25 protein-coding genes are annotated in these 25,723 nt (G+C 42.3%); 11 read left to right on the forward strand and 14 right to left on the reverse strand.

Annotation, left to right across the window (positions count from 1 at the left end):
• Nucleotides 1-166: 166 nt before the first annotated feature.
• The 4 genes from A1QO_RS19430 to A1QO_RS19440 all read right to left on the reverse strand — a co-directional run bounded on the left by A1QO_RS19430 (nucleotide 167) and on the right by A1QO_RS19440 (nucleotide 3,731).
• The gene (locus tag A1QO_RS19430; RefSeq protein ID WP_017034834.1) at nucleotides 167-1,663 is read right to left on the reverse strand and encodes a protein adenylyltransferase SelO; all 1,497 of its coding nucleotides are present in this window, start codon (nucleotides 1,661-1,663) and stop codon (nucleotides 167-169) included.
• A gap of 284 nt (nucleotides 1,664-1,947) precedes the next feature.
• Nucleotides 1,948-2,115: a hypothetical protein gene (locus tag A1QO_RS20490; RefSeq protein WP_170746660.1), complete on the reverse strand. Its 168-nt coding sequence runs from the start codon at nucleotides 2,113-2,115 to the stop codon at nucleotides 1,948-1,950.
• A gap of 5 nt (nucleotides 2,116-2,120) precedes the next feature.
• Nucleotides 2,121-2,690: a YdeI/OmpD-associated family protein gene (locus A1QO_RS19435; RefSeq protein WP_017040301.1), complete on the reverse strand. Its 570-nt coding sequence runs from the start codon at nucleotides 2,688-2,690 to the stop codon at nucleotides 2,121-2,123.
• A 93-nt stretch (nucleotides 2,691-2,783) separates the two neighbouring features.
• Entirely contained in the window at nucleotides 2,784-3,731 is a 948-nt protein-coding gene (locus A1QO_RS19440; RefSeq protein ID WP_017041927.1) for an alpha/beta fold hydrolase, read from the reverse strand.
• A 180-nt stretch (nucleotides 3,732-3,911) separates the two neighbouring features.
• On the opposite strand from A1QO_RS19440, the gene A1QO_RS19445 reads away from it, so the two are divergent.
• On the forward strand, nucleotides 3,912-4,631 hold the full coding sequence (locus A1QO_RS19445; protein ID WP_017034829.1) for a helix-turn-helix transcriptional regulator: 720 nt from the start codon (nucleotides 3,912-3,914) through the stop codon (nucleotides 4,629-4,631).
• Nucleotides 4,632-4,827: 196 nt separating this feature from the next.
• Entirely contained in the window at nucleotides 4,828-5,313 is a 486-nt protein-coding gene (locus tag A1QO_RS19450) for a VOC family protein (protein WP_017034828.1), read from the forward strand.
• A gap of 183 nt (nucleotides 5,314-5,496) precedes the next feature.
• Here the strand turns inward: A1QO_RS19450 and A1QO_RS19455 are convergent, their stop codons facing one another.
• Nucleotides 5,497-6,180, reverse strand: a complete 684-nt coding sequence (locus tag A1QO_RS19455) for a hypothetical protein (RefSeq protein ID WP_017040304.1) — start codon at nucleotides 6,178-6,180, stop codon at nucleotides 5,497-5,499.
• Nucleotides 6,181-6,194: 14 nt separating this feature from the next.
• Entirely contained in the window at nucleotides 6,195-7,970 is a 1,776-nt protein-coding gene (locus A1QO_RS19460) for a hypothetical protein (RefSeq protein ID WP_017041928.1), read from the reverse strand.
• Nucleotides 7,971-8,506: 536 nt separating this feature from the next.
• Between A1QO_RS19460 and A1QO_RS19465 the strand changes: the two genes are divergently transcribed.
• The 4 genes from A1QO_RS19465 (at nucleotide 8,507) to A1QO_RS19480 (ending at nucleotide 13,028) form a co-directional block, all read left to right on the forward strand.
• Complete coding sequence (locus A1QO_RS19465; RefSeq protein WP_017034825.1) at nucleotides 8,507-9,652, forward strand: DNA alkylation repair protein; 1,146 nt, start codon at nucleotides 8,507-8,509, stop codon at nucleotides 9,650-9,652.
• 117 nt (nucleotides 9,653-9,769) lie between these two features.
• The gene (locus A1QO_RS19470) at nucleotides 9,770-10,876 is read left to right on the forward strand and encodes a hypothetical protein (protein ID WP_026026956.1); all 1,107 of its coding nucleotides are present in this window, start codon (nucleotides 9,770-9,772) and stop codon (nucleotides 10,874-10,876) included.
• A gap of 291 nt (nucleotides 10,877-11,167) precedes the next feature.
• Entirely contained in the window at nucleotides 11,168-11,806 is a 639-nt protein-coding gene (locus A1QO_RS19475) for a 2OG-Fe dioxygenase family protein (RefSeq protein ID WP_017034823.1), read from the forward strand.
• Nucleotides 11,784-13,028, forward strand: a complete 1,245-nt coding sequence (locus A1QO_RS19480) for a cysteine desulfurase-like protein (protein ID WP_017041929.1) — start codon at nucleotides 11,784-11,786, stop codon at nucleotides 13,026-13,028. Before A1QO_RS19475 ends, A1QO_RS19480 begins: the two co-directional genes overlap by 23 nt.
• A 91-nt stretch (nucleotides 13,029-13,119) precedes the next feature.
• Here the strand turns inward: A1QO_RS19480 and A1QO_RS19485 are convergent, their stop codons facing one another.
• The 6 genes from A1QO_RS19485 to A1QO_RS19510 all read right to left on the reverse strand — a co-directional run bounded on the left by A1QO_RS19485 (nucleotide 13,120) and on the right by A1QO_RS19510 (nucleotide 18,311).
• On the reverse strand, nucleotides 13,120-13,749 hold the full coding sequence (locus A1QO_RS19485; RefSeq protein WP_017041930.1) for a class I SAM-dependent methyltransferase: 630 nt from the start codon (nucleotides 13,747-13,749) through the stop codon (nucleotides 13,120-13,122).
• Nucleotides 13,749-14,030 (reverse strand): hypothetical protein, encoded by a 282-nt coding sequence (locus A1QO_RS19490; protein WP_017034820.1) that lies wholly within the window; start codon nucleotides 14,028-14,030, stop codon nucleotides 13,749-13,751. Before A1QO_RS19490 ends, A1QO_RS19485 begins: the two co-directional genes overlap by 1 nt.
• Nucleotides 14,031-14,151: 121 nt before the next feature.
• A complete protein-coding gene (locus A1QO_RS19495) occupies nucleotides 14,152-14,448 on the reverse strand; it encodes a hypothetical protein (RefSeq protein WP_017034819.1) in 297 nt (98 codons plus the stop codon).
• Nucleotides 14,449-14,908: 460 nt separating this feature from the next.
• Nucleotides 14,909-15,379, reverse strand: coding sequence for a hypothetical protein (locus A1QO_RS19500; protein WP_017041931.1), 471 nt, complete (start codon nucleotides 15,377-15,379; stop codon nucleotides 14,909-14,911).
• 9 nt (nucleotides 15,380-15,388) lie between these two features.
• A complete protein-coding gene (locus A1QO_RS19505; RefSeq protein ID WP_017041932.1) occupies nucleotides 15,389-17,344 on the reverse strand; it encodes an alkyl/aryl-sulfatase in 1,956 nt (651 codons plus the stop codon).
• Between the two features lie 97 nt (nucleotides 17,345-17,441).
• Entirely contained in the window at nucleotides 17,442-18,311 is an 870-nt protein-coding gene (locus A1QO_RS19510) for an AraC family transcriptional regulator (protein WP_017034816.1), read from the reverse strand.
• Between the two features lie 153 nt (nucleotides 18,312-18,464).
• Between A1QO_RS19510 and A1QO_RS19515 the strand changes: the two genes are divergently transcribed.
• Together A1QO_RS19515 and A1QO_RS19520 are read left to right on the forward strand one after the other, a co-directional pair.
• Nucleotides 18,465-19,613 (forward strand): iron-containing alcohol dehydrogenase, encoded by a 1,149-nt coding sequence (locus A1QO_RS19515; RefSeq protein ID WP_017041933.1) that lies wholly within the window; start codon nucleotides 18,465-18,467, stop codon nucleotides 19,611-19,613.
• 210 nt (nucleotides 19,614-19,823) lie between these two features.
• Nucleotides 19,824-20,339 (forward strand): lipocalin family protein, encoded by a 516-nt coding sequence (locus A1QO_RS19520; RefSeq protein ID WP_026026554.1) that lies wholly within the window; start codon nucleotides 19,824-19,826, stop codon nucleotides 20,337-20,339.
• Nucleotides 20,340-20,355: 16 nt separating this feature from the next.
• Here the strand turns inward: A1QO_RS19520 and A1QO_RS19525 are convergent, their stop codons facing one another.
• On the reverse strand, nucleotides 20,356-21,804 hold the full coding sequence (locus tag A1QO_RS19525; protein WP_017034813.1) for a PLP-dependent aminotransferase family protein: 1,449 nt from the start codon (nucleotides 21,802-21,804) through the stop codon (nucleotides 20,356-20,358).
• Between the two features lie 97 nt (nucleotides 21,805-21,901).
• Between A1QO_RS19525 and A1QO_RS19530 the strand changes: the two genes are divergently transcribed.
• Entirely contained in the window at nucleotides 21,902-22,804 is a 903-nt protein-coding gene (locus A1QO_RS19530; RefSeq protein ID WP_026026805.1) for a DMT family transporter, read from the forward strand.
• 128 nt (nucleotides 22,805-22,932) lie between these two features.
• On the opposite strand, the gene A1QO_RS19535 is transcribed toward A1QO_RS19530, so the two are convergent.
• Complete coding sequence (locus A1QO_RS19535) at nucleotides 22,933-23,763, reverse strand: HDOD domain-containing protein (RefSeq protein WP_017039208.1); 831 nt, start codon at nucleotides 23,761-23,763, stop codon at nucleotides 22,933-22,935.
• Between the two features lie 167 nt (nucleotides 23,764-23,930).
• Between A1QO_RS19535 and thiD the strand changes: the two genes are divergently transcribed.
• Nucleotides 23,931-24,752 (forward strand): bifunctional hydroxymethylpyrimidine kinase/phosphomethylpyrimidine kinase, encoded by an 822-nt coding sequence (gene thiD, locus A1QO_RS19540; RefSeq protein WP_017039207.1) that lies wholly within the window; start codon nucleotides 23,931-23,933, stop codon nucleotides 24,750-24,752.
• Nucleotides 24,753-24,915: 163 nt separating this feature from the next.
• The gene (locus A1QO_RS19545; protein ID WP_017039206.1) at nucleotides 24,916-25,665 is read left to right on the forward strand and encodes a phosphatase PAP2 family protein; all 750 of its coding nucleotides are present in this window, start codon (nucleotides 24,916-24,918) and stop codon (nucleotides 25,663-25,665) included.
• Nucleotides 25,666-25,723 lie beyond the last annotated feature (58 nt).

Raw genomic sequence — 25,723 nt, forward strand, 5'->3', positions numbered from 1 at the left:
CACATCAAAGAAAAGAACACTCTTATTTGATTGGAGACAGATAGAGGGTGTGACGGAATTGGCCAGTGAACATGGCGTATTTTCAGTTAATTGGGTGGTTTACTCATTAACTAAAAATACGCATTTGGATGTCTTTACCGATCGTTTCAGTGCCGTACCGATCGTTCTATGTACCGCAAAACGTTCGATAAGGGCCAAAACCACTCGGTGCAGGGAGCTCAAATTCCTCACAATCGGGCTGTACTTCAAAAGGATTCATTAGCACTGACAGTAATCGCTCAAAAGGCTGAAAGTCGTTTTGTTGCTCAGCCGCCGATAATGCTTCCTCTACCTTGTGGTTTCTAGGAATATAAACGGGATTGTGAGCGTTCATCAAAGAGACTCTTTCTCCTTCAGCTATTGCCTCTCTTTCTATTCTCGCAAGCCATTTTGTTTTCCATTCTCCCCATCGTTCTACGTCAGAAAAGAGTGTGAGTGTGCTGCTGTCATTCGATAGGAGGGCAGATGATAATGATCGGAAAAACAGAGTAAAGTCGATGTGTTGTTCATGAAGCATGGTCAGCGTGTCTTGCACAAGTGTAAGATCGCCATCTTCTTGATTGGTAAGGCCTAACTTGGTGCGCATGCCATCTAGCCATAATTGGTTATACAAACTCATGAACTCATGCAGCGTATTAGTGGCTATTTCTACCGCTTCCTCTTCACTTTCTGCAAGCAGCGGTAAAAGCGTTTCTGCAAATCGAGCTAAATTCCATTGCGCTATTTGAGGCTGATTGCTGTATGCGTATCGACCATTTGCATCAATGGAACTAAATAATGTATTTGGATCGTAGTGGTCCATAAAGGCACACGGCCCATAATCAATCGTTTCCCCTGATACGGTGGTGTTGTCTGTGTTCATCACCCCATGAATGAAGCCAACGAGCTGCCACTTGGACACTAAAATAGCTTGTCGCGCACAGACAGATTTGAGTAGTTCAAGATAACGTGAATCGGAATTTTTCACTTCTGGGTAATGACGCTCAATCGTATAGTCAGCCAATCGTTTTACGTCGTTGGGATCACCTTGAGCGGCAAAGTACTGAAAAGTCCCCACTCGAATATGGCTAGCGGCGACGCGGGTTAGCGTTGCACCATCTACCATGTGATCACGCCAAATTTGTTCGCCAGTGGTCACCGCTGCGAGTGCGCGTGTTGTTGGAATGTGAAGCGCATGCATCGCTTCCGCGGCTAAGTATTCACGGATCACAGGGCCGATGGCTGCTTTACCATCGCCTGATCGCGAGTAAGGGGTTCGCCCTGAGCCTTTGAGTTGAATGTCTTTTCGTTGCCCTTTGACGTCAATAACTTCTCCGAGCAGCAATGCGCGTCCATCCCCAAGCTGCGGGTTGTAATGGCCGAACTGATGACCAGCATACGCTTGAGCTATTGGGTCTGATCCTTCTAAACGCTGTTGACCAGAGAAAACTTGTGCTAATTGTTCATCGTCAGCTTGAGTTACATCGATATTGAGTGACTTTGCCAGCGCGTAGTTGAACGCGACAAGCTTGGGAGAGGGAGCGTGTTCAGCACCTTGTTGATGATAAAAGCCTTCCAGATCTCGCACATAGCTGTTATCGAATTGGGCATGAATTGTCTTTTTTTCTGAGGTTCTTGCAGTCATTATCGCTTCCTTGATGTGTGATTATCTCAGATGAGCTTTCGTCAATTTAGTGTACCTTACACGTTTTATTGCGATAATCGCATTAAAAAGTACCCGTAAAATTTGTGATGATTTTATGATGATGGAAGCATCCTGAGGGGATTTGATAACTGATCTCGACCATTAAACTAAGTATTTAGTAGAATAAAAAGGTGGGCTAAGGACTCGATGTAACAAATTTTGGATTGGAAAGCAGCAGGAGCCTCAAGAGCGATCTACTGCTTAGAAGAATCAGAGTAAAGTAGTCAGAGGGGGTAGTTTTTCTCTGTAAACGTTATTTGATAACGTCCAATACCCTCATAATCAACCGTTGCTGGCGTGTCGAAACCTACTTCAACAATGCCACAATACGAGCCAGAAATGATGGCTTCTCCCACTTTGAAATGCATACCTCGACGTGATTCTAGGTACATGACTTTCATTTTTTTCGCAACATTGGAATCTTGAGTCCTTCTTCGGCTGACGCGATCAAAACCCTGAGCCTTCTCAATCGAGTTTCTTCTTTTTTCGCGCTCATTACCCACCAAATGGAATCTCTTTTATAGGACGGTGCCAAACGAGTGAAGACTGACCAAGCTGATTGGTTTGCCTTTATTCGCTCTTTATAGTCTTGTAAAAGGGCCACGTTTCTTTGTCGAGAAGAATATCCTTGAGTGTCGGCTCTGTTATTAAATGCGTGTAGACCTTCTGGCCGCATCTTGCCAAGTGACTTAAGTGCATCGACTTTTTGTACGTTTATAGCGCTCCATACACTATTAAACTTTCGCGGTGTAAACCGGATCTTATAGCTATGTTGGTCCACCGTTTTACGAATACCATCTATCCAACCGAAACAAAGTGCGGCGTCGACAGACTCTGACCAACTGATACTTTGTCGGCCAGTGTTCTTTTTGAAGTACCCCACCCAAATTTCAGTGGTTTGTCGATAATGACCGCTTAGCCAGTCCTGGAACTCTTCTTCGGTTTTAAAAAAGATGACGTTGTCCATATTTTCCTTGATCAAGCCTATTTCGTTCATTGATGTTTATGGCAGTACCAACCATCGATATGAGGTGGTTGGTACAGATTAGAAGGTTAATTATTAAGAACAAGCGTCTTGTTGTTTTAACCAATTTAAGATTGCGGTGGTTGTTTCTTGCGGTTTTTCTTGTTGAATCCAGTGTCCACAATTTAGGCTTACTACTTCGGCATGAGGAACGAAATCAGTCAAATATTTAAACTGTGGAATAACATCTTGGTCGCCATGAATCATTAGTGTTGGCTGATGAATTATAGGGTGTGCATTTGCTAATAAGCGCCAGTTACGGTCGAGGTTCCTATACCAATTTATGCTCCCTGTAAACCCTGTTAATTCAAACGCAGAGATAAAAACATTAAGTTCGCTGTCGTTCATAATTGGCTCACCGTGTGGTTGTTCGCTTTGAGCTATATTGACCATTACCATGCCCTGATTCGGTTCAGCAATCGGTAGGTTTTTGCGATAAAGGTTGCGAAGAAACTGAGCCGTGTTTATATCCAAAATGGCGTCTGCCACTCCAGGCTGTCTATTAAAGTGGACAAAATAGTTGTCTTGTCCAAATATTTGTTCCATGAACTCGATCCACGGGACTTCTCCGCGTGGTTGATACGGTAAACTCAGATTAATCACCTTGCTCACTCTATTTGGGTGCAATAGTGTTAAACCCCAGACGACCATTGCTCCCCAGTCATGTCCTACAAAAGTGGCATCTTCGTATCCATAATGGTCGAGGAGTGCAACGAGATCACCCGACAAATGCTCAATATCATAATCAGTCACTTCTATCGGGCGAGATGATTTCCCATACCCCCTCTGGTTTGGAACGATGACATGGTAGCCTGCTTGCGCTAGTGAGGGTATCTGATAACGCCAAGAAAAGGCATGTTCTGGCCACCCATGACAAAGTACAATCGGATTTCCAACATTTTGCAAACCCGCTTCGAAGACTTCGATCTGTACACCATTGACTGGAATAAGAGTGGATTTGGGGAAATCGGTTGGATCAAACATTTTATTTATCCTTCATCTATTGGGAATGTTTAGGTTGCCATCCCTTCCTTTTTGGATGGCAATTTTGCCAGCTTTACGGATGTACTTTACAGCGTCGTAATCTTCTTGCTGGCGCGTTGGATTAAGTATATAAGTTAATGGTGCCATATATTGACACCATTAACTGGAGCCCATTTATAAATGAATGTTCGTCAACGACAAGACGCAATCGTGCGCAGCCTTCGCCGTAATGGCACATCGACGGTCGCCGATTTAATGGAAGAAGTGGGTACATCTCGGCGTACAGTGCTACGTGATATCTGCGCACTGCGCGATGAAGGCTTCATTATTCATTCTGAACCTGGACGGGGAGGGGGCCTTCAACTTGATCCTCGCTCTATTCAAACCACAGTACGCCTTTCAGTTGCAGAGGTTTTTGCACTTCTCATTAGTGTTGCTTCGATGTATGCGACTGGAGGTATTCCATTTTCAGGTCTCGCCGATGTTGGGCTTGCTAAAATAGAAAAAGCCTTGCCTTCAGACAAGTTACGTGACTTACGCCGTCTACTAGATTGTTTGTATGTTGCGAAACTTGCACCGCAGGTGGACATCACTGATATGGGACAAATGGATCCCACATTGTTGCCAGCTTTCGAGACAGCTTTTCTGAAAAAACGGCACCTGCGTTTTCAATACCGAGACGCAAAAGGGGCGGTAACCAATAGACTTGTTGAACCTCAAGCTATGCTGATTTTGCCACCACTATGGTATTTAGTCGCATGGGATTCTACCCGTAAGGATTTCCGTCATTTTCGAATGGATCGGATCAGTCAGCCTGAATTCATCGAAGGCACAACATTTCTTCGACGACATGTGTCGTTTGAAGATCACGTTTCTCCAATTCGTAATCTAGCTCGTTGATTATTATGTATTTTGTGTATTCATTCGTTTCGATACGTTAATGTTAAATGAGTAATTCGTATTGATGATATGAATTTAAATAAAATATAATTATCATATTTATAATGTATGATAATTTTTATTAATATTTTCCTTTGCTTATACTCTCTTCATCGAAACAAGGTATGACACAAATTCTTAGAGATTGGAGCAAATTATGAAAATGAATCACGTAGGTATTATGGTTGGCGATATGGACAAAGCGGTTGAGTTTTACACCAAAGCGCTGGGTCTAAAAATAGTGATGAATAACACCAAAGTTATCGAAGAGCGCGAAACAGCGATTGGTCGTATGTGTATTGCTGTTTTCGGTGAAGGCTTTAAAGGTTTTAACATCGCACACCTGGTTACCTCTGATGGTATTGGTGTCGAAATGTTTGAGATGAAAGAACGTCAAGAACGCCATGAAGTGGATTTCTCTCGTCTTGGTATCTTCCATTTTTGTCTGCAAACTGATGACTTTGAAGGTGTGATTGAGCGCACTGAACAATATGGCGGTAAGGTTCGCATGGATATTATGCGCTACCACCCAGAAGATGACAGCAAGACTGCACAAATGGTTTACCTAGAAGACCCGTTTGGTAATTTGTTTGAGCTCTACTCGCACACCTACGAAGAGACTTACGCGTCAGATTACGAGTAATATCTTGGGTTATAAGAATTGATTAAAAAGGACTGGCCACTAGCCAGTCCTTTTTGCGTTGTGAACATTTAAAAACTTGGACAAAAGCCAGTGAGGTCCATTTTTTAGTTTGGTTCAATCTTCTTTAATCCAGACTCGTTTATGAGTCAACATATAGGGCTGAAAATCATCGCAAAAAATGATCTACAGTTCATCATGGCACTGTTTTTCCGTCGGTATCTTAGGGGGATTGGTTTTATCTGGGACCCAATTGTAGTCATGTTTCTCAGTATGTTCATGCCATAACCCCCAAGCTCTAAGTGTGCTTTCGACATAATCCAAAGTATCAATACTTGGAGTATAATGACCAGACCGGACAGAAACCCAAACTATTTTTCCATACTTTATCTCGAGTGCCCCTGCTGACCAAACTTTACCTGGATAGTAATCATTCGATCCATACGATATTTGAGTATGGCGGACAAACATATGATGCGGCTCGTCTTCATTAGCAGGATTCCCTTCATAGGAGTAGCGTGTACTTCCATCACTAAAATACCCTTTGTCATCAGGCCTATCTGCACGACGAATAATAAACTCATTACCGTGACTATCATTACCACCAAATAAATACACATATATATATAGGCCGTCATCATCAGACGATAAATCCACTCTATCATAAAGGGTTTTCATGTATCCTGTTTGTGATTTTTTTATAGCATCTGTTGACATTGGTAGTTGATATTTCTTATCTACATCTCTAACAACGTTTGGATTTGGTCGAGTTAATGTCCAACCATTTCTATCTGGCTCTTCAGCAGAAACAATAAAAGATATAAATAAGTTATAAGAAAGAACTAATAATACAATCCATTTAAATGTCATTATATATACCTCAGTTATTCAGGTGCTTCACACCAAGAAGATGAAAAATTAGTATCATTTTTACTGTGTACTTTATAGGAAGGATAATCCTCTGAATGTCTGATAACTGATGTCGCTATAATGGCTGCATCAATTGCTACTGCTCCAGCACATAAACCACCAGAGCTGAGGGCTATAGATGCTGGATTACAACCTAGAAGAGCAACTGCTGATAATTCAAGAGCTTCAAAAAGGTGAGAGAAAAAAGAAGACCTCTGATGGATTGTTGAGCGGTTCGTCACTGGTATAGAGTCATGTGATAAAAACAATTGGAGTTTATTTTTATCACCAGGATGTATACTGACAATACCTATGTAAGGATCTTTCATTATAACGCCATAATAATCATCAGAATACTCAAGACTTTTACCACTCTCTCGCCATTTAATGTAACGTAATTTACTCCCATCATAATCTTCAAATACATTAGCTAATGCATCTTCATACTGGTCGCTACTTGTTGAATTTGTTTGGTTTTTTAGTACTCCAGAATCCCATGATTTAAAAACTCTAAAATTTTCGTCAAAAAGAGCTATTTCTAGTCGGAAAAAATCTGGATGCCAATTTTTTCCATATCGACTAGAAAATATAATAGGAGGTTTTATTTCCAATTCTTCCTTAGAATAGCCTAAAGAATAGAGATCTATAAATTGTTCCCTTGTAGCCCAATTACTAGAGGTTTTAAAAGAACTTCCTTCAATCCCACTTTTTACGATGAATTTCCCATTAGTCTTCCAAGATTTTAATTTGTCGGGACTATTTAGTATGTTAGGTGGCATTATAAATAATACTTGATCTTCTAATCGACCTCGAGTTCCAGAGTGTTGCCATTTTATAAATCTTAATCCGGCTCCATAATGAGTGATTTTTGAAGAAATTTGATCTTTAACGTTTGCATCACTATTGTGGTTCTTATGACCACTTCTCCACTGTTTAATGACATTAAGATCTTTATCGAGCAATGTTATGTTTAAACTATATTTTCCAGAATGTTCAAGGTTTGAAAATTGTTCAGAAAATACAATGGGTGGTTGTTGGTCCAAAACTCTTGGAGAAAAACCATTTTCAACTAGATCAATAACTTGCTCTTTACTATGCCAACTATCACTGTTTATATGAAAGCCACTATCCTTACCATCAATGATGGCATTCCAATGCTTTCCAGTGGTTTTCCATCTAGATAAATTGCCCTCCGAAGCATTTGAGTTTTTTATGAGATTAATTAAATATGGGTTTGTTAGATGAGAATAATGTTGCTCGTCATAATTATCATTTACTGCTACCTCTGAGATTTCGAGAAATCGACCGTACTTTGATATTTTAATAAAATAAATGGCCCCGTAAGGAAGGTCGTTAAAATCGTAATTATATTCGAAAACTGTGGATTTTGATTCAATGACTCTTGTATCTATTTCTTGATTGGAACTATCTAGCAAAGAAATGACAGCACTATTAACTCTATTGGGATTTTTTGTATGTATACTGACAGTAAGGTCAGAACTGTTATTATTAGGGATTTTAGCCATCCACCAAGGGGAAGTATCTTTTCTACCAGTAATAAATTTTGAATCATAATTATTATCTATAACGTTAGATGGTTTATAGTTACCATTGTAAGAACTACTTGTTGCATCATATAGCTTCATCGTTGCGTAAGACGAAGAAGCAAATGAAAGCAATAAAAATATCAAACCAAACTTATAAATAACGTTAAGAGTTATTTTCATGCTACTATTATTTATATTAATCATAAATGGTCCTAGGTTTTATATTGGAATGTATAAATTACCCACTAAAAATAATTAACCTGGTGTGAATGATATTAATATTAGATATTTTAATAATAACTTAACGGTAACGATATCGTTATGTTAGAAATAATAAGGCGATAAGTATGAGGTATCCCGGATAGATTTATAACACTAGTAATGAAAATAAACATGTATAAATATAAATTTTAGATGGTTTAGTTCAGAATATATTCTGTAACATGTAGAGGTTTACTTATTCTCTTGAACGAAAACGAAATATTTTTAGCGTACATGATATTGTTATGTTCCCTAATAGGAAATGTCATATTTTCTCACTAAGCAGATAAATTTCAATGGGACACGAATGTTAATAGGACATAAGTTGGCATCAATAGGAATATACTCATTTCTCAGCGGGATATAGGGATAGACGACGATACAGGAGAAACTTATGTTAGCGATGTTCTCAAGCGGTGGAAGCGTTTTTTCCTTAGAAAATCATGTGACTAATATTCAACAACTAGGATCTCATTTATATGCCTGAAGCTTTCAAAAATATTTTTAATCCTCAACTGGTAGAAAACCTCGCTTGTCAGCTAAAACAAGTTGATAACCAGTTCGATGACAGTGCGTTCGTTGCAGCGGTTAACAGCCAACTGGAAAGTCTGGAGCTAAAACAGCGTAGTGACCTCATATGTCATCAGCTAAGCAACTACTTACCTAAGGACTTCGAGCGCAGCAGTGAAATTCTGCACCGAGTGCTGGGTGAGCGAATTGATGCTCAGGCACCTGATGCCACCATTTCGAAACCAAGTACACAACGTGGTGTGAATGGCTGGGCGATCATGCCGCTGGCGGATTATGTCTCGCGTCATGGTATGCAGCATTTCGACTTGTCAATGAAGTTACTGAAAGAGATGACTAAACGCTCAAGTTCAGAGTTTGCCATTCGACCATTTTTGGATGAACAGCCGGATCAAACAATGCTGGTGGTTCATCAGTGGGCCTTGGATGAAGACGAGCATGTACGTCGTCTGGCTAGTGAAGGCTCAAGGCCGCGCTTGCCCTGGGGAATGCGCCTTAACAAGTTTGTTAAAGACCCTCAGGCGTTGTTACCGTTACTGGAAAAACTCAAAGATGATCCAAGCGAATACGTTCGTCGATCAGTGGCTAACAACCTGAATGATATCAGTAAAGATCACCCTGATTTAGTGGCGCAAGTTGTCGGAGGCTGGTTGATTGGTGCCAGCCAAGAGCGAAAAAAATTGATCAAGCATGCTTGCCGTAGTTTGATAAAATCAGGACACCCGGCCACGTTACAAGCGTTGGGGTATGGCGATGTAGAATTGGATGAGTGTTTACTCGATATTTCCGCGCCAAAGCTCATGTATGGTGGCTCAATCCAACTGAGTGCAACGATTAAATCGACAATGAAACACGTTAAACCGTTGATGATCGACTACATTGTTCACCATCAGAAAGCGAACGGCACTACGTCACCTAAGGTATTTAAATGGCGTGTTGTCGATATAGAACCTGGTAACAGACTGACAATAAAGAAAAAGCATACAATAAAACCAATTACTACCCGGGTCTATTACTCAGGAATACATAAGGTCGAATTGCAGGTGAACGGTAAGGTAGTGGCACAGAATGAATTTGAATTAGTAATGTCATGCTGAGGGTGAAAAATTCTTGCTCTTAATTAGTTAGAACCATCACAGTATGTAGGCACCGCACCTCGATATATTCTTCCAGTGTATTAAAGGAAAAGTGTATTAATGGAGGATGCAAAAACAATGAATCTTGAGCAACAACGACAAACCGTCCAGTTAGAGTTTGTGAACAGCAAACAAAACCTAAAACTTGGTGATCTTAATGCTATTCCACTGACTTTAGACCAGCTGAAAAAAACAACCTCTCAAAGCCCTTACGTTGTAGAAACATTCAAATCAGGGTTAACTGCGATTGTGTATCATATAAGAATTGAGGGTAAAGATTGGACGCTAAAGACTAAGCGGTCGGAAAGTTTAGTACAGAATATCGATGGGCAAACTTCTTTCCTAAATGAAGTTCAAAGAAGAATTGACCTTTCAGCCTTGAAGCAATCCAACCCTGAAGATTTCCAACACATAGTGGAAACTCAATACGCTTCATTTCAAGACGGCATCATTCTTTCGCCATGGATTGACGGCGCACCATTACAGCGCCTTGATAAATCCGTGTTTGACCAAATCTTTAACACGGTTATTCATTTAGAACTCCGTGGCCTTTTTGAGTGGGATTTCTGTCCTGGCAATATTTTGCAATCAGACAGCGCTAGAATTAAGTTGTTTGATTTCGGGTACATGTACCGATTTGACCCAAAAATTCATTTCAATAGTAACGGAGTAGACACGCCAATCTTTCATGGTGTAGAACGATTTGAAACTCGCTTCTTCTTTGACTATTTATTAAAAAACCCGCTTCAGCTGTCTGAAGCTGAGAAGTTTGATCTTTACAAGCTAGAGAAACACTGTGCTCTTTTGGCCTACCAAAACAAGCTTAAACAACTAAAATTGCTTGGTGCTAGTGCTCACGTTATTGAGCATCAAACGGCCATCAACAATAACTGGGAATTGGCGATCCAGAGTGCAGAAGCACTGCAAGATCTTTTTATTCAGGAAAGCTTTCGATCTAATCTTCTGGATCTTCTGGATGATATTCATGGAAAATCGTGCTCTTCCTACACAATCCAAAAATCTGATTTAGTACTCGATATGCTCACCAATAATTTTGAAAAACTTAAGAGTAACGATGGTTTCTTCTTTGGTGATGAACATCTTGATAAGCAACAGTTGTTGGTAAAGTACCAAGAGTTAAAGCAAAAAGCGTTAGATTATCAATTAATTGGAAGTACAGCGTAGTAACGACAAAATGAGCGTTGACCTAGATTGAATTTGCTTTCTCATTTTAACTGTTAGTTTCCATACAAAACCTCATGATGATTTTGCAAAATGGTTTTTATTCAGTCATATGAACTTAACAATTCAATAATTATGGTCTTTAATTCCTATTATTGATTGTTTTGGGTTTTAATTCTGGAATATATGTGCGTATTTGGTTTTATGTATTGATAATATATTAATAGGCGAGATAATAAGCTTGTTGTTAATTTATTGTTAACCATTTGGTCGTAAGCCAAATAAGGACAAGTCATGGAAATGGAAAATAAAATTCTCATCGATGCTTTTCAAACCCCGAATGAAGTCGCACCGACACTTTGTCCGTACTTTGATGATTTACCCGTTGATAAGTATGTCGACAGTGATCATCGCTTCCGCTCATATGCGCGGTTTAAAGCGAATAAAGAAGGAGTCGAGAGATTACCTCACTGCACCTTTAATCAGTCATCGGAATTTAACCGTCTTGTTGGTGATGTAGAGCGAGATTTCGCAGAGATGGATCACGACATGGTGAACACTGTGTATTTCCAACATTTACTCAAATCGTTTATGCAAAAAACAGGGACTGACAAAGACAGCTCTGTGGTTGAGGTTCATCAAATTCGAGTGACTTGCGATTCCGATGCCACCAGTTCTCCAGCTCCTGAAGGTATTCATCAAGATGGTTATCGTTTTGTCGGTATTTTTTGTGTTCAGCGCAAAAATATAACCGGGGGATTTACCAAGATTTATATGTCCCCTGTGGAACAGCACGCTCATTTAAATACTATTTTAGAAGAGAATCAGTTCGTTATTTTGAACGATTCTCGATTTTTCCACTATATTTCCGAAACTCTGTCGAGTGAAGCGGGCAAAAAAGGGGTTCGTGATGTCTTCGTATTTACCGCTTAATTCAAGCAACGTTATGAGTTTACGTGAGCAGTTCCCTGCGTTAGGGAATCTGAACAATGGTCTGTCTCCAGTGTATTTTGATGGCCCCGGTGGAACGCAGTTACCCACTTCCGTCATCGAAGGGTTTGGCGCTTATCTTCAGCATGGTAATTCAAACCTGGGCGGGCGATTCTCTGTGAGTGAAAATACGGTCAGCCTAGTGGATGTTTGCAGGCAGAAAGCCGCGGCTTTATTTGGCGCAAGTTCAAAAGATGAAATCGTATTTGGTGCAAACATGACGACAGTGGCGTTCCATTTCAGTCGTGCAATCAGCCAAGATTGGCAGGCAGGGGACGAGATCATTCTTAGCGATGCTGATCACGGGGCCAATCGTTCTTCATGGGCGATGGCGGCCGAAGACAAAGGTGTAACAGTTCATTATGTTCCCATTAAGGATGCCAGCTGTAATCTTGATTTAGAGGTTTTCCAGTCACTGCTTAATGAAAAAACACGCCTTGTTGCGATGACCGCAGCCAGCAATTTGTCTGGAACTTTCGTTGATATTAAGAAGGTGACTGATCTTGCCAAAGCAAATGGCAGTGTAGTGTTTATTGATGCTGTCCATCTTTTGCCTCATCAAATTCTCAATGTCCAGAAGTTAGGTGCTGATTTTGTTGCTGGCTCTGCTTACAAGTTTTTTGGCCCTCACTTAGGGGTACTTTTTGGTCGTCAAGCATTGTTGGAGAAATACCGACCTTACAAGGTTGAACCGGCTCCAACGTATGCTCCCAACTGTTGGGAGACTGGGACACTTAACTTTGAAGCACTCTCAGCGTTCTCTGGCGCAATTGATTACCTAGCTTCGTTAGGCGAAGGACCAAGCTTGCGTGCTCAACTAGAGTCGGCATATGGCAATATTCATCAGTATGAAACGTCACTGTCGAGCTATTTTTTAGAGCGCCTAAATGAATTTCCTACCATTGAACTTCTGGGTGAATCTGGTACAGATAATCGAACGGCGACCTTTGCCCTTCGTTTTGGTGAGGTTGACCCTGCAAAGGTGGCGACACACTTAGGTGAGCATGAAATATATACGTGGAGTGGTCACTTATACGCGGACCGGCTCACCGATGCACTGGGTGTGACGCAAAAAGGAGGCATTCTTCGTGTCGGCTTGATGCACTACAACACCAAAGAAGAGATCGACCGATTTTTTCAGGTATTGAGCGACATGTTTGTTTAGTACGCTTCTGTTAATTGTCCGTTCTTCTTATCATGATCAAAGAGCCACAACCTGAGGCTCTTTGATTATCTACCATCATTGTCTGCCATCATTATTTGCTATCATCCTCTATCGATTTTTTCATGACAATCGTAAAGTCGCGTTGGTCATACCCATCAATAAGTTCCACGTTGTCGCACAGGGTTTTACAATAGCGAACGATTCCTTGTTTGTTGTACCCCGTTAAAAAAGGTTGCTTGGGAAAGGTGCTTGAATCGAGCAAGTTAAAGATGATGGCTTCATTCGCCATGACATACATATGCGAAATCATACCTGTCAGATAGTCAGGCTCTCGGCTGTGGTAGTTCAATGAGCCGCTCGCTATGACAATATCGGCATTGTTGGCGGTGAATTTGCTGATATCGCCATGAACAAATTCACATACGTCCCGTTGCTTAGCCAATCGCTTTTTTGCTTGGGCTAGAAACTGTGGCTGCTGATCAACGCCAGTGTAACGGCTCAAGGTATGGTATTGAGTGAGGTAATCAAACAGTTCCCCATAACCACACCCCAGGTCAACAACGTATTTGTTATGAAATTCGCAGGCTTGTTGAATGATTTTAAATCGGTTGTGCTGCGATTCAATACTCGTCCAGCCCTGTATTTTTGAATTGTCTCCGGCCCAGTTTTTTATTCGATTTCGATGATAAAAGTAGATTCTGAGTCGATCAAGAAAGTGCATTATAGAAGGGAGACCTCTTCAACTTCGATAACCGAATGAGCATTGGCTCTCTCGATGATTTTCAGTAGAACCGTTTGGATCACTTCGCTTTCCCGAGCGTCTGTATCACTGTTGAAACGCTCTTCCTGTACTTCGCCAGTTTCCTCTTGTAAAAACTGGACAGCCACCTCAGTCGCGCAATCTTTACTGGTTCCGAAGTATGTTATGGTGATTTGTGGGTAGCCTTTAAAGCCTTTTTTTACCTGTTTCGCGATTCGTTTTTTCGCTTTATCTAGATTCATTTTTAATCCTTGCCAACATGGAAACCGAGAGAAGAGGTTACTTATTTACATTGTAAACTGCGGATGTGTTATTGCAGACTACCATCATAGCTCGCAAGAATCATTGTTCATTCGTCTGTTGTTAATAAAGCCGTTGCTGGTGGCGAAGAGTCAGATGAGAAATCAGTTTTTGCCATTTTTCGGCTAGATGAAACTGTTGCTCTTGAAGCAGTTGGTACTGCACGCTTTCAATCATGTTAAGCGGCATGCTTTGATAGAGGTATTCAAAGGTATTCTTATCAAGCTCAGAAACATCGTTTGCCCAGTTTAACTCGACAGATAACCCAGAAGCATAGATGCGTGCGGCCTGCGTTTCGGGTGAGGACACTTCGGTTTCCATCAATTGCTTGATGAGTATCTTGAGTCGCTTAAATGACATTTTCACAACGATTTCTCCTTAAGGCGGTATAAAGATGAATAGACTCACTTCGTTATGCCTGACTTTTTTGAAGATAGTATTGTTATAGCTCAAAAAAACATCGGGAGGATCGGTTTGGTGAGGAGAAGGGTTATTTTTTATCGATGGCAGTGTTTACTGACTTTATTGAGACGTCGACTAAACCGTTAATTGCAGCGGTATTGGCGGGAAGATTCGAGACTTCATGCTTTGTTTAAAGCTTTGTTTAAAGCTTTGTTTAACGTGCCGTTTAATGCTCTGCTTCGTGTTCTGCCTAGCGATCAGTTAGACGAGTGAAATACGGTTACTCATCGTCATTCAACCAGAGACAAGAAACCCAGTAATGTGTATTACTGGGTTTTGCTTGGATGTCTGTTCACGGTTTGAATGCCAGTTAAATAATATCTGCTGCTAGAGAAATACCGGCTACTAGAGAAATAGGTCAGCTAGAGAACTGAACAATACCTAAATCAATGGCATCTTGAAGGTCGAGGTCATCTTCAATGAGCGCATTCAACGCCGCTTCACTTAATAGCATCACTGATAATTTTGCTTGTGAGGTTGGAGAGGAATGAATATCGAGCTGGTTGCCTTGCGTCACTTTAGACCAAAGATGGCTGTCGACAAGGTAAATATACGACACCGATTCGAGCGCGCTTGAGTGTTGCTTAGCCATCAATTTTAACCACCAACTCACTCGCCTTAGCCCTTGCTTCCCATCTAAAGCGTCTACCTGTTTTACATGGTTTTCCTCTAAGGCGTTTTGTGTCGCAATCGCAATATCAAGTGATCCTGGAAAGCTTTCTGTAAATGGGTTATTAAACTGTCCATCATAGGAACAAGCTTGCACGGGCAAACTTGTTCCTAATGACATCACCATACTCAATAAAACCCATGAGCGTATTGGCTTCATATCACCTTCCTATGGCGTTGAGATATTGAACCAGAAATTGAACGTATCTAGCATACCAACGAAGTCTTTAAATACTTTTGTATCACCTTTTAATCGGATATCACCATTTGAAATGGCTTTTTCAAGCGTAGTAATACCAAGTTGAACATCATCAAGTGTTGCTTTGGTTAATACTAACGATACATCTGGGTCGTCATTGAGCATTCTTGTGTGGTTAAGCACCGAGTTTTCAATGTATAAGGTGTACTGTTCATCAAGGTCAGTAAAGTCGAGATTGATCGCGTATTCTTTTCCAGCGGCTTTCTCTGGTAGTAGCCTTACCGCTAGGTAATCGAACAGCATTTCCGGTGGCATATTTTTAATAATATCCGGCGAAGCGGTATTGGTTCCTCCAGCAGAAGGGGTGCCATTTCTCAGCTCATAGGCTCCTTGTAGGTACACTGAGCGCCAAGGGCCAGACTCCGATTGGTAACCAAGCTGTTCGTAGGTATCGGCAAGTAACGCTTTGCCTTTTTTACTTTGGGGGTTAGCAAATACCACATGCTTAAGTACTTCGGCTACCCATCGATAGTTACCTTTGTCGAAGTCTTGTTTGGCTTTCTCAATGACTGCTCGTTCACCACCCATATATTCGATGTATTTCACAGCAGCGTTGGTAGGTGGAAGGTTGTTTAAGTCGGAAGGGTTACCACTGTACCAACCCATGTAACGTTGATAGACCGCCCGGCTATTGTGACGAAGCGTTCCGTAGTATCCGCGGGTGCTCCAGTTGTTTTCTATTTCGTCAGGGAACTGAATAATTTCTGAAATTTCAGACCCAATGTAGCCTTGGTTCATTAAGCGTACGGTTTGGTCATGTGTGTATTTATACATATCACGCTGTAGCTTAAAGTAGTCAACGATCTCTTCTTGGCCCCACATTGGCCAGTGGTGGCTTTGAAATTTAACGTCGACGTCATCGCCCCACATTTCAATGGTTTCATTTAAATATGATGCCCATTTTAATGCATCACGAACTTGAGCCCCACGCAGCGTCAAAATATTGTGCATGGTATTCGTGCTGTTCTCCGCCATCCAGAGCGCTTTTTTCTCGGGGATCCATGTGTTTATTTCAGTAGGGGCTTCTGAGCCAGGTGTATACTGGAACACCATTTTGACGCCATCAATGACATGCTCTTCACCGGTTTTTTCGATAACCAGTGTAGGGCTGATCAGCGTCGCAAGGCCCGTGGATGTTGTTTGCCCTAAACCTCCGTTAACGCCACCTTGTGCGTTTCGTGGAAGCAGCGCTCCGTACATGTAAATTGCACGTCGACCCATTGCATTACCCGCAATAACGTTTTCAGAAACCGCATGCTCGGTAAAACCGTGTGAAGCTATGATTTGCACTTTACCTGCTTTGACATCTTCTTCATCAACAATACCACGCACACCACCAAAGTGATCAATATGACTGTGGCTGTAGATCACGGCCGTTACGGGGCGCTCTCCTAATTCTGCATTAATGAAATCGAGGGCCGCTTTTGCCGTTTCTTGAGAGATAAGAGGGTCAAACACAATCCAGCCAGTCTCACCTTCAACAAAGGTAATGTTCGATAAGTCGTAGCCGCGGATTTGGTAAATACCATCTGTTACCTTAAACAGGCCATTGATCACGTTTAATTGTGCATTACGCCACAGACTTGGGTTTACGCTGTCGGGTGCTTTAGCCTCGAGCGTAATGAACTTTTTGTATTCTTCTAAGTCCCAAACAACGTCACCATTTTCATTGGTGACCGTGACAACATCTTGCTTAGCAATAAAGCCTTTTTGTGCACGTTCAAAGTCTTTTGTGTCTTTAAATGGAAGAGTGTTATACAGGGCGTTATTCGTGTCTATTGTTGCTTGAGTTGCGGGCTTAGATTCCTCAGCGATACTCCCCGTCGAGATAACCATCGCCAATAGCGAGATGGTGAAACACTTCATAGTCAGTCCCTTCTTTATGAATGATAATGTGTAGGTAAAGAGTAGAAGCTAACGTTATAATTCGCCAAGAAAAATGCTTTTATTTCACTGAATCCACCTAGGTCATTTGAGAAGGCGATAACTGAAAGTGGCGTTTAAACTCCCTGAAGAACTGAGATTGACTGCTGTACCCTACAAGGTTTGCTGCTTCGCTTGCTCGCTTACCTTCAATGGTAATCAGTTCTTTTGCTTTATCGAGTCTCACTTTCTTGACATATTGCATGGGTGAGTCACAGGTCACTTCTTTGAAAGCACGATGAAATGCCGAGACACTCATGTTGGCTTCTTGTGCTAATTCATCAACATTAATCGGAGAAGAAAAGTTGCCGTGCAGTTTACTGAGTACTTTTGCAATGCGAGCATAGTGACTGTCTTGTTGAACCAGTCCCATTAGTGTATTTCCTTGCGGTCCGGTCAGCACACGGTAAACAATTTCTTTCACCAAGTCTTTGCCAAATATGGCCATTTCTGTTTTATCTTCAAGGCATTTTAGTAACCGAATACAGGCGTCTTCTAAGTCGGAAGTGACCTGGGCTTTTTGTAACCCTCGCGATGATTTTCCTGGGTTTGGAATTGAAGTGTTGAGCTTTTCGACCAGGGTATTGAGTAAGGGTAAATCCACATCGATACATAAGCTTAATAATGGCTCATTACTGCTGCTAAATGCTTCACATTCGAGGGGAAGAGGAACGCCAATAACAAGATAATCACCAACACCATAACTGACGGATTCGTCGGCTAAATGAATGCGCTTATGCCCCTGGCCCATGATGATGATGCCTGATTGATAAAGAAGAGGGCGACGAGGGGTTGATGTACTCGAATAATAAAAGCTGACACCTTTTAGGTCGGTCTTTATGACTTGTTCAGTGCATTCTAAAGAGTGTGTGTTCGCGTAGGCTTGCATCGCAGTTGTCAGTGTTTTCATTGTCTTCATCAATGGTGTGCATTGGTGTCGAATGTACATAAAAAAGCAGAAATAGGCAATAAAACACGACTAATATACCTTTTTAATATCTATATTGAGAGTAATATGCACTTGTAGCAATGATGAAGACCTATAATTATTAAGGAACAACAGATGAAATTCAATTACGTGAATCCAACTCATATACTTTTTGGACAAAACCAAATCGCGGCGGTCAGCGCGCAAATCGCGCCAGAAAGTAAGGTACTGGTTATCTATGGTGGCGGTTCGATTAAAGCCAATGGCGTTTATGATCAAGTGACCGAAGCGCTAAAAAATCATAACTGGATTGAATTTTCTGGTGTTGAGCCTAACCCAACAAGAGAGACGTTAGACAAAGCGGTGGCAATGGTACGCAGTGAAAATGTCGACTACATATTGGCAGTGGGCGGTGGGAGCGTGATTGACGGCTCTAAGTATGTAGCGGCTTCCGCAATGTATGATGGCGATGGGTGGGATATCCCTGCTGGTAAGCACCAAGTTACGCAGGCTGTGCCATTAGGTGCAATTTTAACATTGCCAGCAACGGGCTCTGAGTCAAACGGTGGTGCGGTGATTACTAATGGCGCAACCAAAGAAAAATTAGCGTTTATGTCGCCAACCGTTCAGCCACGATTTGCTGTCATGGATCCTGATGTGATGAAAACATTGCCTGACCGCCAGTTAGTCAATGGCGTTGTGGATGCGTGGGTTCACGTGTGTGAGCAATACATTACGACGGTTGATGGTGCCTATGTGCAAGACGGTTATGCGGAAGCACTATTGCGCAGTTTATTAAAACTAGGTCGTGATTTTGAACAGCGTGACAATGACGCATGGCGTGCAAACCTGATGTGGTCAGCAAATCAAGCTCTAAATGGTTTGATCGGTGTTGGCGTTCGTCAAGACTGGGCAACCCATATGATTGGGCACGAGTTGACAGCAGCATACGGTGTTGATCATGCTCGTTCACTGGCGATTGTGCAGCCTTCATTACTTCGTAATCAACTGGCGCATAAACGTGCGAAATTAGAGCAAATGGGCATTAACGTGTTTGGTTTAGAGCAAAGTGATGATTTGGCAGAACGCACGATTAATGAGATTGAAAGCTTCTACCAAAGTTTGGGGGTTGCAACTCAATTGACGGAGCATGGTTCAACGGCTGAGCAAGCAGTAGAAAACATTGTCGCTCAACTTGAATTGCACGGTTTGGTTGCGCTGGGTGAGCATCAAGCGATCACTCTCACTGAAAGCCGTCAAATTTTACAAGCTGCTATTGTTTAGAAATCAATTGTTTAGTGACCGATATTCAGCATTGATATCAATGTTAGATAGCTAAATCGAAAGAGAAAGTAGAACGCCACGAGTTAATCTGTATAGAATGACTCGTGGCGTTTTTTATGATTTTGCCTAAAACTGAAGGTATGCGGAAGGTCGTTACCATGGCCCTTTCTGTTTTTAATGGACTATTTTATGTGGAACAAGGGTTTATCGATGAAAAAAAGCGTATTGCTGCTAATGGCGGTTCTTTTGCAAGGGTGTTTAGGTATGCCAGATACAGTCAAACCCGTTTCTGATTTTGAACTCAATCGATATTTAGGAAAATGGTACGAAGTGGCTCGCTTAGACCATTCATTTGAACGCGGCCTTACCCAAGTTACTGCGGAGTATAGCCTTAAAGATGACGGCGGTGTGGCGGTGCTTAACCGAGGTTATTCAGTCGAAGAATCGGAATGGAGCGAGGCGGAAGGCAGAGCATACTTTGTTGAAAGTGAAAATGACGGGTACTTAAAGGTGTCATTCTTCGGGCCTTTTTATGGGTCTTATGTGGTGTTTGAATTGGATCACCAGAATTACCAATATGCCTTTGTTTCTGGGCCAAATACGGACTACTTGTGGCTTTTATCGAGAACGAGTTCCGTTCCTCAAGACGTAAAGGACAAGTTTGTTCGCATGGCAAAAGAGCGAGGCTTCAACATCGACGAACTCATTTATGTACAACATGATTAGGGCGTGTTGATGCTCTTTACACGTATGACTTAACTTCCCGCTGGTAGTGTTGATCGATCAGGTGAGCAAGTCGTTCAATCCCTTGTTTTTCGCTGGATGTTCCTTCTAAGTTTGCGTAGGTTAAGCGCAAGCAGTGACCAAACTTGTTATTGGTGCCGAAAGCGACACCCGGGTAAATCCCGATTTTCTCTTTTTTACACTCAAGATAAAGTAGATGGCTATCAATATGTTCTGGCAGGGTTAACCACATGATAAATGATCCTGAAGCCTTGGTTAGGTGGTATCGCCCTTGCAATGATGGGTACTGATTCAAGGCTTCCGTTAACCACTGATGTAGCTTTTTACCGTTGGACAAGTATACGCGCTTCATTTTATTAATATGAGAGCGATACTTACCGGTGGTGAGGAACTCCGCGACGGCAGATTGCATCAAATTAAGGCTGCCCATGTTGTCGCTGATAAGAAGCCGTTCAATGTGTTTCTGGTATCGCCCCGATAAAATCCACCCAATTCGTAAGCGAGAATCGAGTGTTTTGGAAAGAGAGTTGATGTAGATAACGCGATCTTGGGTATCTAAAGACTTCAAGCTTGGTATGCTTTCATCCGAACTTAACGCGCCAAACACATCATCTTCAATGATGGGAATACTCTTAGAGACGGCCAGCAAGCGTTGGCGCTTTTCTAAGGTCATTCGTGATCCAGTTGGATTGGAAAAATTGGGCGTAACAATAATAGCTTTAATATCCCACTGGCTTATGGCTTTGTCTAATGCTTCAGGGCTGATCCCTGTAGCAAGGCAGCTTGGAATTTCAACCACTTCTAATCCAAGAGATTCCATGAGTAACAAGTTACCAAAAAAGCAAGGAGACTCTACTGCTACGATGTCCCCTTTGCTGGTTAAGGCTCGAAGCGCCAGGCTAATTCCTTGCTGAGCACCGTGAGTGACGGCAATATCACCATAATGGGCAGTAATGCCAAGGTCATGACTTATTTTAAGAAGTTGTTTTATCAGCAGGTTGTTGCCTGGAGGAATTTGGTATTGGCTGGGTAATTGGCTTTGTATTCTACTGTGTCGACCTATTTCTGCGTACAGGCTTTTAATCGCTGGGAATTTGATATTGGGATGGGCTGATCCGGCGGGAAGCCGCTCTTTCTCGCTAGAGTAGGTAAGAATGGATTTACAGATGGATAAGAGATCAACCTTACTGGGTGGGTGGTTTGAGGCGTTTAATTGGCTATCTGGCTGAGAGATCGCTTTGACACGGTAGCCAGACTTAGCAACCGAATAAATAAGACCTACCGCTTCAAGTTCTTGATAAGCGCGAATCACCGTATTTTTGCTGACGTTTTTGTCGGTACTCAGTTGTCTAATCGAAGGCAGTTTGTCTTCTGGTTGATAGACTCCTGCGGTAATGGCCTGCCGCAAATACCGCTCAATTCGATCATACTTGTTCATTGTGTCCATTCTGTACCCATAAAAACCGTCCTGTTTGTGCCTTTTTTACATTGCTGTACCTAATTAAAGTAACAGCATTGTTAACACTTTGGCTAGTGGGTTTTTTATGTTGATACGGATGATCCCTTTTGTATTTGTAATGTTGTGGGCCTCGGGTTTTGTAGGTGCCCGTTTTGGGTTGCAATACGCCGAGCCTGCGACCTTGCTTTCTATCCGTATGGTTGCCAATGTGGTCTTGTTTTTGTTGTTGATTGCGGTACTCAAACGTTCGATTCCTAAAGGACGAGCCTTGATCCACTGCTTAGTCGTCGGTATTTTGATCCATGGTTTCTATCTTGGTGGCGTTTTTATGGCTATTTCCTTAGGTATGCCAGCGGCGCTAAGTTCTCTGCTTGTGGGGATTCAGCCCATTCTAACCGCCGTACTGCTGCTGACGTGGGGGAGTGAAAAGTTTACCTTGTCTCAATGGTTAGGGTTGGGACTGGGCTTCATCGGTATAAGCTTAGTTCTCGTTGGCAATATAGAATGGCAGTCAAAGCAGTATCAATGGCTAGCTATCTCGATTACCTTATGTTCACTGTTTGGTATGACGTTAGGTACCTTGTATCAAAAGAAATTCTGCCAGAAAGTAGATATGGTTGGCGCGGCTATGCTCCAGTATGTGGCTGCCGCTGGACTGTTTATTCCTTATGCGTTTATGTTTGAAACTAGGCAAGTAGAATGGACTTCGGAGTTTATTCTTACCTTACTATGGCTAGTGGTGGTGTTGTCGTGTTTCGCGGTGCTGCTGCTACTGTATATGGTGAAGAATGGCGCGGCTTCTAGTGTTGCCTCGGTGTTTTATTTGGTGCCACCTACCACAGCGCTACAAGCGTGGCTGATGTTTGGCGAATCCTTTGATTGGCTTGGTGGTATGGGTTTTGTTTTTGCCAGTGTTGCTGTGTATCTTGTGGTCAAAAAACCGACATTAGCATGGCGCCGATCAAAGAGAGCGGTTGTCTCGACTTAAGTATGAGCAGTCCTATGTATGAACGCTCAGACTTCAGATGGTCACGGGAACACAAGCCGCGTAAACCCGTGGAGTCTCTTTAAAACTCGAAGAACTCCACGTCAAATTAATCGGTTTGATTGTACGGGCTAAGCCGCCGTTAATTGGGTCGCTAACTCTCGGCCATTACCCCTAAAATTATCGATGGTTGCTGAGAATTCTGAAGAAATATGGAGTAGCCTCGCGTCGGGATGTTCAGCGATGTAGAGAACTTTTTGCTGATCATCAGCCAGTGCATCCCAGTCGTCATTAATCGCGTGAGCAAAGTGCAACAATACCGCCAATTTTGGAGACAATTCCGCTTCTCTTGGATCATTGTAGTGCTTTATCGCGTCAACCATGTGATCGGGGAACTTCCACGTTTTCGCGAGTTTTGCCCCAAGTGAGGGCGCAGAGATATCCAGCACTTGTTCTTGAGCATCGATAGGGTTTATTCCGGAATCGATGAGCGCTTGAATTTTTAGTGCTTCTTCTGGCACTAAGGTATGAATCATTAACTCACCAATGTTATGCAAAATACCCGCAGTAAAAACCTCGTTACCATCCATTCCTATTTCTTTAGCGAGTTTGCTTGAAATGACAGAGACCTCAAAGGTATTGGTCCAGTATTTATCCATGTCTAGGGTCTTAATGCTTGGAAACGCACTGGATAGAACCGAGGCCACGACTAAGGTTCGTACTGCGCCGGTACCGACTCTCAGCAATGCTTCATTAACCGATGAAACGGTTTTACTGCCGCCAAAGTGGGCGGAATTGGCCATGCGGAGTAACCTTGCACTGAGTATTTGATCGACCGATATTTTCCTCGACAGCTCGCCAAAATCAACATCGTCTTGGTTAACCATATCGAGAAGCTCTTGCAATACTGCCTGTATTCTAGGCAGCTCATTTAATCGTGAAATTAGTGCCGACTGATTCATGAAGATCTCCTTTCTTGTGAGTACAATGACTATAGTTCAGTAATCTAATTTTTGGCAAAGTTGTCTAGGCACACGAGAATGTTTAGCAAAGATTAATGAGGGTGAAAGAGATTATTCGCCCGCTTAGTTTCTTGTTATGATGTTGTTTTTATTGCTAGGAAGCTTTCATGTCTGTTCACTCTTCGCGTTCAACCACTCCGATTGTTTTGACTATTGCTGGTTCAGATAGTGGTGGTGGTGCTGGGATTCAAGCCGATATTAAGTCAATTTCAGCGACAGGGGGTTATGCCTGCTCTGTGATCACCGCTATTACGGCTCAGAATACCTGCGGCGTGTCGGCCATTTTTCCCATCCCTTTAGAGCACGTAGAGAAGCAGTTAGACGCTGTGTTTAGCGATCTTAAAATTGTGGCGGTGAAAATAGGAATGTTGGCTGATGCTGAAATCATTGCATTGGTGGCGAAAAAGCTTCGTCAATACAAGCCTCAATTTGTGGTGCTTGATCCTGTTATGGTTGCAACCAGCGGCGATCTGTTGCTTGAACCTGCTGCCATTGGCACCCTTAAAACGGAACTTCTTCCTTTAGCGGATATTGTCACGCCCAATCTTCCTGAAGGGGTGGCACTGACCGGATCATCGATACCGAAAGATCAGGCAGAAATGACAATATTGGTAAAACAGCTGATGTCACTGGGTGCCAAAAGTATGTTGTTAAAAGGTGGGCATCTTGATCAAGACGCACAAAGTAATGATTTACTGATCATCGATGATGAACTTCAAGTGTTCACAACCCAGCGAGTCGCGACCAATAATACTCATGGCACGGGTTGTACGCTCTCTTCGGCAATTGCTTCTTATTTGGCCCAAGGCTATTCATTAGCAGAAGCGGTGGGTCAGGCCAAACAATATATTTTCGAGGCCATTGCTCATGCGGATAAGTTAGATATTGGTGCTGGGCATGGGCCAGTGCATCACTTTTATGCCATTTAGTTTCGCTTAAAGGGGTTCTTTTGTTTCTTGATATTAACAAGCTATCGATAGTGGGTGATCGATAGCGGGTGATTTTTCATCAATCTGACATTCAGCTGATACTTTCTAAACACGTTATCCGTTAATATTGCGCTACTTTTGAGACTGCCGTTAAGAAAATACATTGAAGAGCCTATTTGATAGTAAAATCAGGGGTTTGATCCTTCTGGGGCTTATGCTGTTAGTGTTAGTCCCTATCTCACTGTTGACCGATAATATCGACTTAACATCATCGGTTTCACCGGGTTTTGGTGGTTCCATTGCGTTAGCCACGGATTCTGCTGGAAGTCGAGGGTTTCTCATTACTTTAACTGTTTTCTGCTTCGCAGTATTGATGCTGAAATTACCTAAGAAAACACTGATTGCACAGATGATGGTACTCACGGTTCTTCTTTTGGTTGGGTTTGTAAGTAAGACCAGCCTAAAGCTGATGACGGAAAGCCCTCGCCCTTATACTGAGCTACTTGCAAAAGAGTTACTGATTCCAAAGCCTTCTCATTTCTACAAGTTGGATTCTGAGAAGCAAATGCAATTGATCGATAGTGTTTCTGAGGAAGTTAGCCCTTGGCGTGTCTACCACTGGCAAGGTGAGACAGACTATTCATTCCCATCGGGGCATACGATTTTTGCTGCTATCTGTGTTGCTTTTTTTGGTGGGCTATTCTGGAAACACAAACGATACTCTTGGGCGATTGGAGTGTTAGCGTGGGCTTCAGCGGTCGCCTATAGTCGGTTATGGTTAGGAATGCATCGGCCTATTGATCTTGTTGGGTCCACACTATTTATTGCTGCGGTTTATGCGGTTATGCCGAGTTTCGATACAATAGCTAACCGGCTGTATTTGCGGTTGCCTAAAGCGATTCAACATATGTAAATAAAAACACCAGCCAAGCGCTGGTGTTTTTATTTAGGTAACGTATGGGGTGAACTAG

It is taken from the genome of Vibrio genomosp. F10 str. ZF-129, from assembly GCF_000287055.2.
Taxonomy (GTDB): Bacteria; Pseudomonadota; Gammaproteobacteria; order Enterobacterales; family Vibrionaceae; genus Vibrio.

Bases quoted from the DNA above. Each gene is read 5' to 3' on its own strand.
- A1QO_RS19500 (WP_017041931.1), bottom strand. From the start codon at position 15,379: ATGAAGCCAATACGCTCATGGGTTTTATTGAGTATGGTGATGTCATTA.
- A1QO_RS19525 (WP_017034813.1), bottom strand. From the start codon at position 21,804: ATGGACACAATGAACAAGTATGATCGAATTGAGCGGTATTTGCGGCAG.
- A1QO_RS19430 (WP_017034834.1), bottom strand. From the start codon at position 1,663: ATGACTGCAAGAACCTCAGAAAAAAAGACAATTCATGCCCAATTCGAT.
- A1QO_RS19510 (WP_017034816.1), bottom strand. From the start codon at position 18,311: ATGAAAACACTGACAACTGCGATGCAAGCCTACGCGAACACACACTCT.
- A1QO_RS19520 (WP_026026554.1), top strand. From the start codon at position 19,824: ATGAAAAAAAGCGTATTGCTGCTAATGGCGGTTCTTTTGCAAGGGTGT.
- A1QO_RS19450 (WP_017034828.1), top strand. From the start codon at position 4,828: ATGAAAATGAATCACGTAGGTATTATGGTTGGCGATATGGACAAAGCG.
- A1QO_RS19490 (WP_017034820.1), bottom strand. From the start codon at position 14,030: ATGAATCTAGATAAAGCGAAAAAACGAATCGCGAAACAGGTAAAAAAA.
- A1QO_RS19480 (WP_017041929.1), top strand. From the start codon at position 11,784: ATGTCTTCGTATTTACCGCTTAATTCAAGCAACGTTATGAGTTTACGT.
- A1QO_RS19475 (WP_017034823.1), top strand. From the start codon at position 11,168: ATGGAAATGGAAAATAAAATTCTCATCGATGCTTTTCAAACCCCGAAT.
- A1QO_RS19460 (WP_017041928.1), bottom strand. From the start codon at position 7,970: ATGATTAATATAAATAATAGTAGCATGAAAATAACTCTTAACGTTATT.
- A1QO_RS19470 (WP_026026956.1), top strand. From the start codon at position 9,770: ATGAATCTTGAGCAACAACGACAAACCGTCCAGTTAGAGTTTGTGAAC.
- A1QO_RS19445 (WP_017034829.1), top strand. From the start codon at position 3,912: ATGAATGTTCGTCAACGACAAGACGCAATCGTGCGCAGCCTTCGCCGT.
- A1QO_RS19485 (WP_017041930.1), bottom strand. From the start codon at position 13,749: ATGCACTTTCTTGATCGACTCAGAATCTACTTTTATCATCGAAATCGA.
- A1QO_RS19505 (WP_017041932.1), bottom strand. From the start codon at position 17,344: ATGAAGTGTTTCACCATCTCGCTATTGGCGATGGTTATCTCGACGGGG.
- A1QO_RS19440 (WP_017041927.1), bottom strand. From the start codon at position 3,731: ATGTTTGATCCAACCGATTTCCCCAAATCCACTCTTATTCCAGTCAAT.
- A1QO_RS19455 (WP_017040304.1), bottom strand. From the start codon at position 6,180: ATGACATTTAAATGGATTGTATTATTAGTTCTTTCTTATAACTTATTT.
- thiD (WP_017039207.1), top strand. From the start codon at position 23,931: ATGTCTGTTCACTCTTCGCGTTCAACCACTCCGATTGTTTTGACTATT.
- A1QO_RS19530 (WP_026026805.1), top strand. From the start codon at position 21,902: ATGTTGATACGGATGATCCCTTTTGTATTTGTAATGTTGTGGGCCTCG.
- A1QO_RS19465 (WP_017034825.1), top strand. From the start codon at position 8,507: ATGCCTGAAGCTTTCAAAAATATTTTTAATCCTCAACTGGTAGAAAAC.
- A1QO_RS19495 (WP_017034819.1), bottom strand. From the start codon at position 14,448: ATGTCATTTAAGCGACTCAAGATACTCATCAAGCAATTGATGGAAACC.
- A1QO_RS20490 (WP_170746660.1), bottom strand. From the start codon at position 2,115: ATGTACCTAGAATCACGTCGAGGTATGCATTTCAAAGTGGGAGAAGCC.
- A1QO_RS19435 (WP_017040301.1), bottom strand. From the start codon at position 2,690: ATGGACAACGTCATCTTTTTTAAAACCGAAGAAGAGTTCCAGGACTGG.
- A1QO_RS19535 (WP_017039208.1), bottom strand. From the start codon at position 23,763: ATGAATCAGTCGGCACTAATTTCACGATTAAATGAGCTGCCTAGAATA.
- A1QO_RS19515 (WP_017041933.1), top strand. From the start codon at position 18,465: ATGAAATTCAATTACGTGAATCCAACTCATATACTTTTTGGACAAAAC.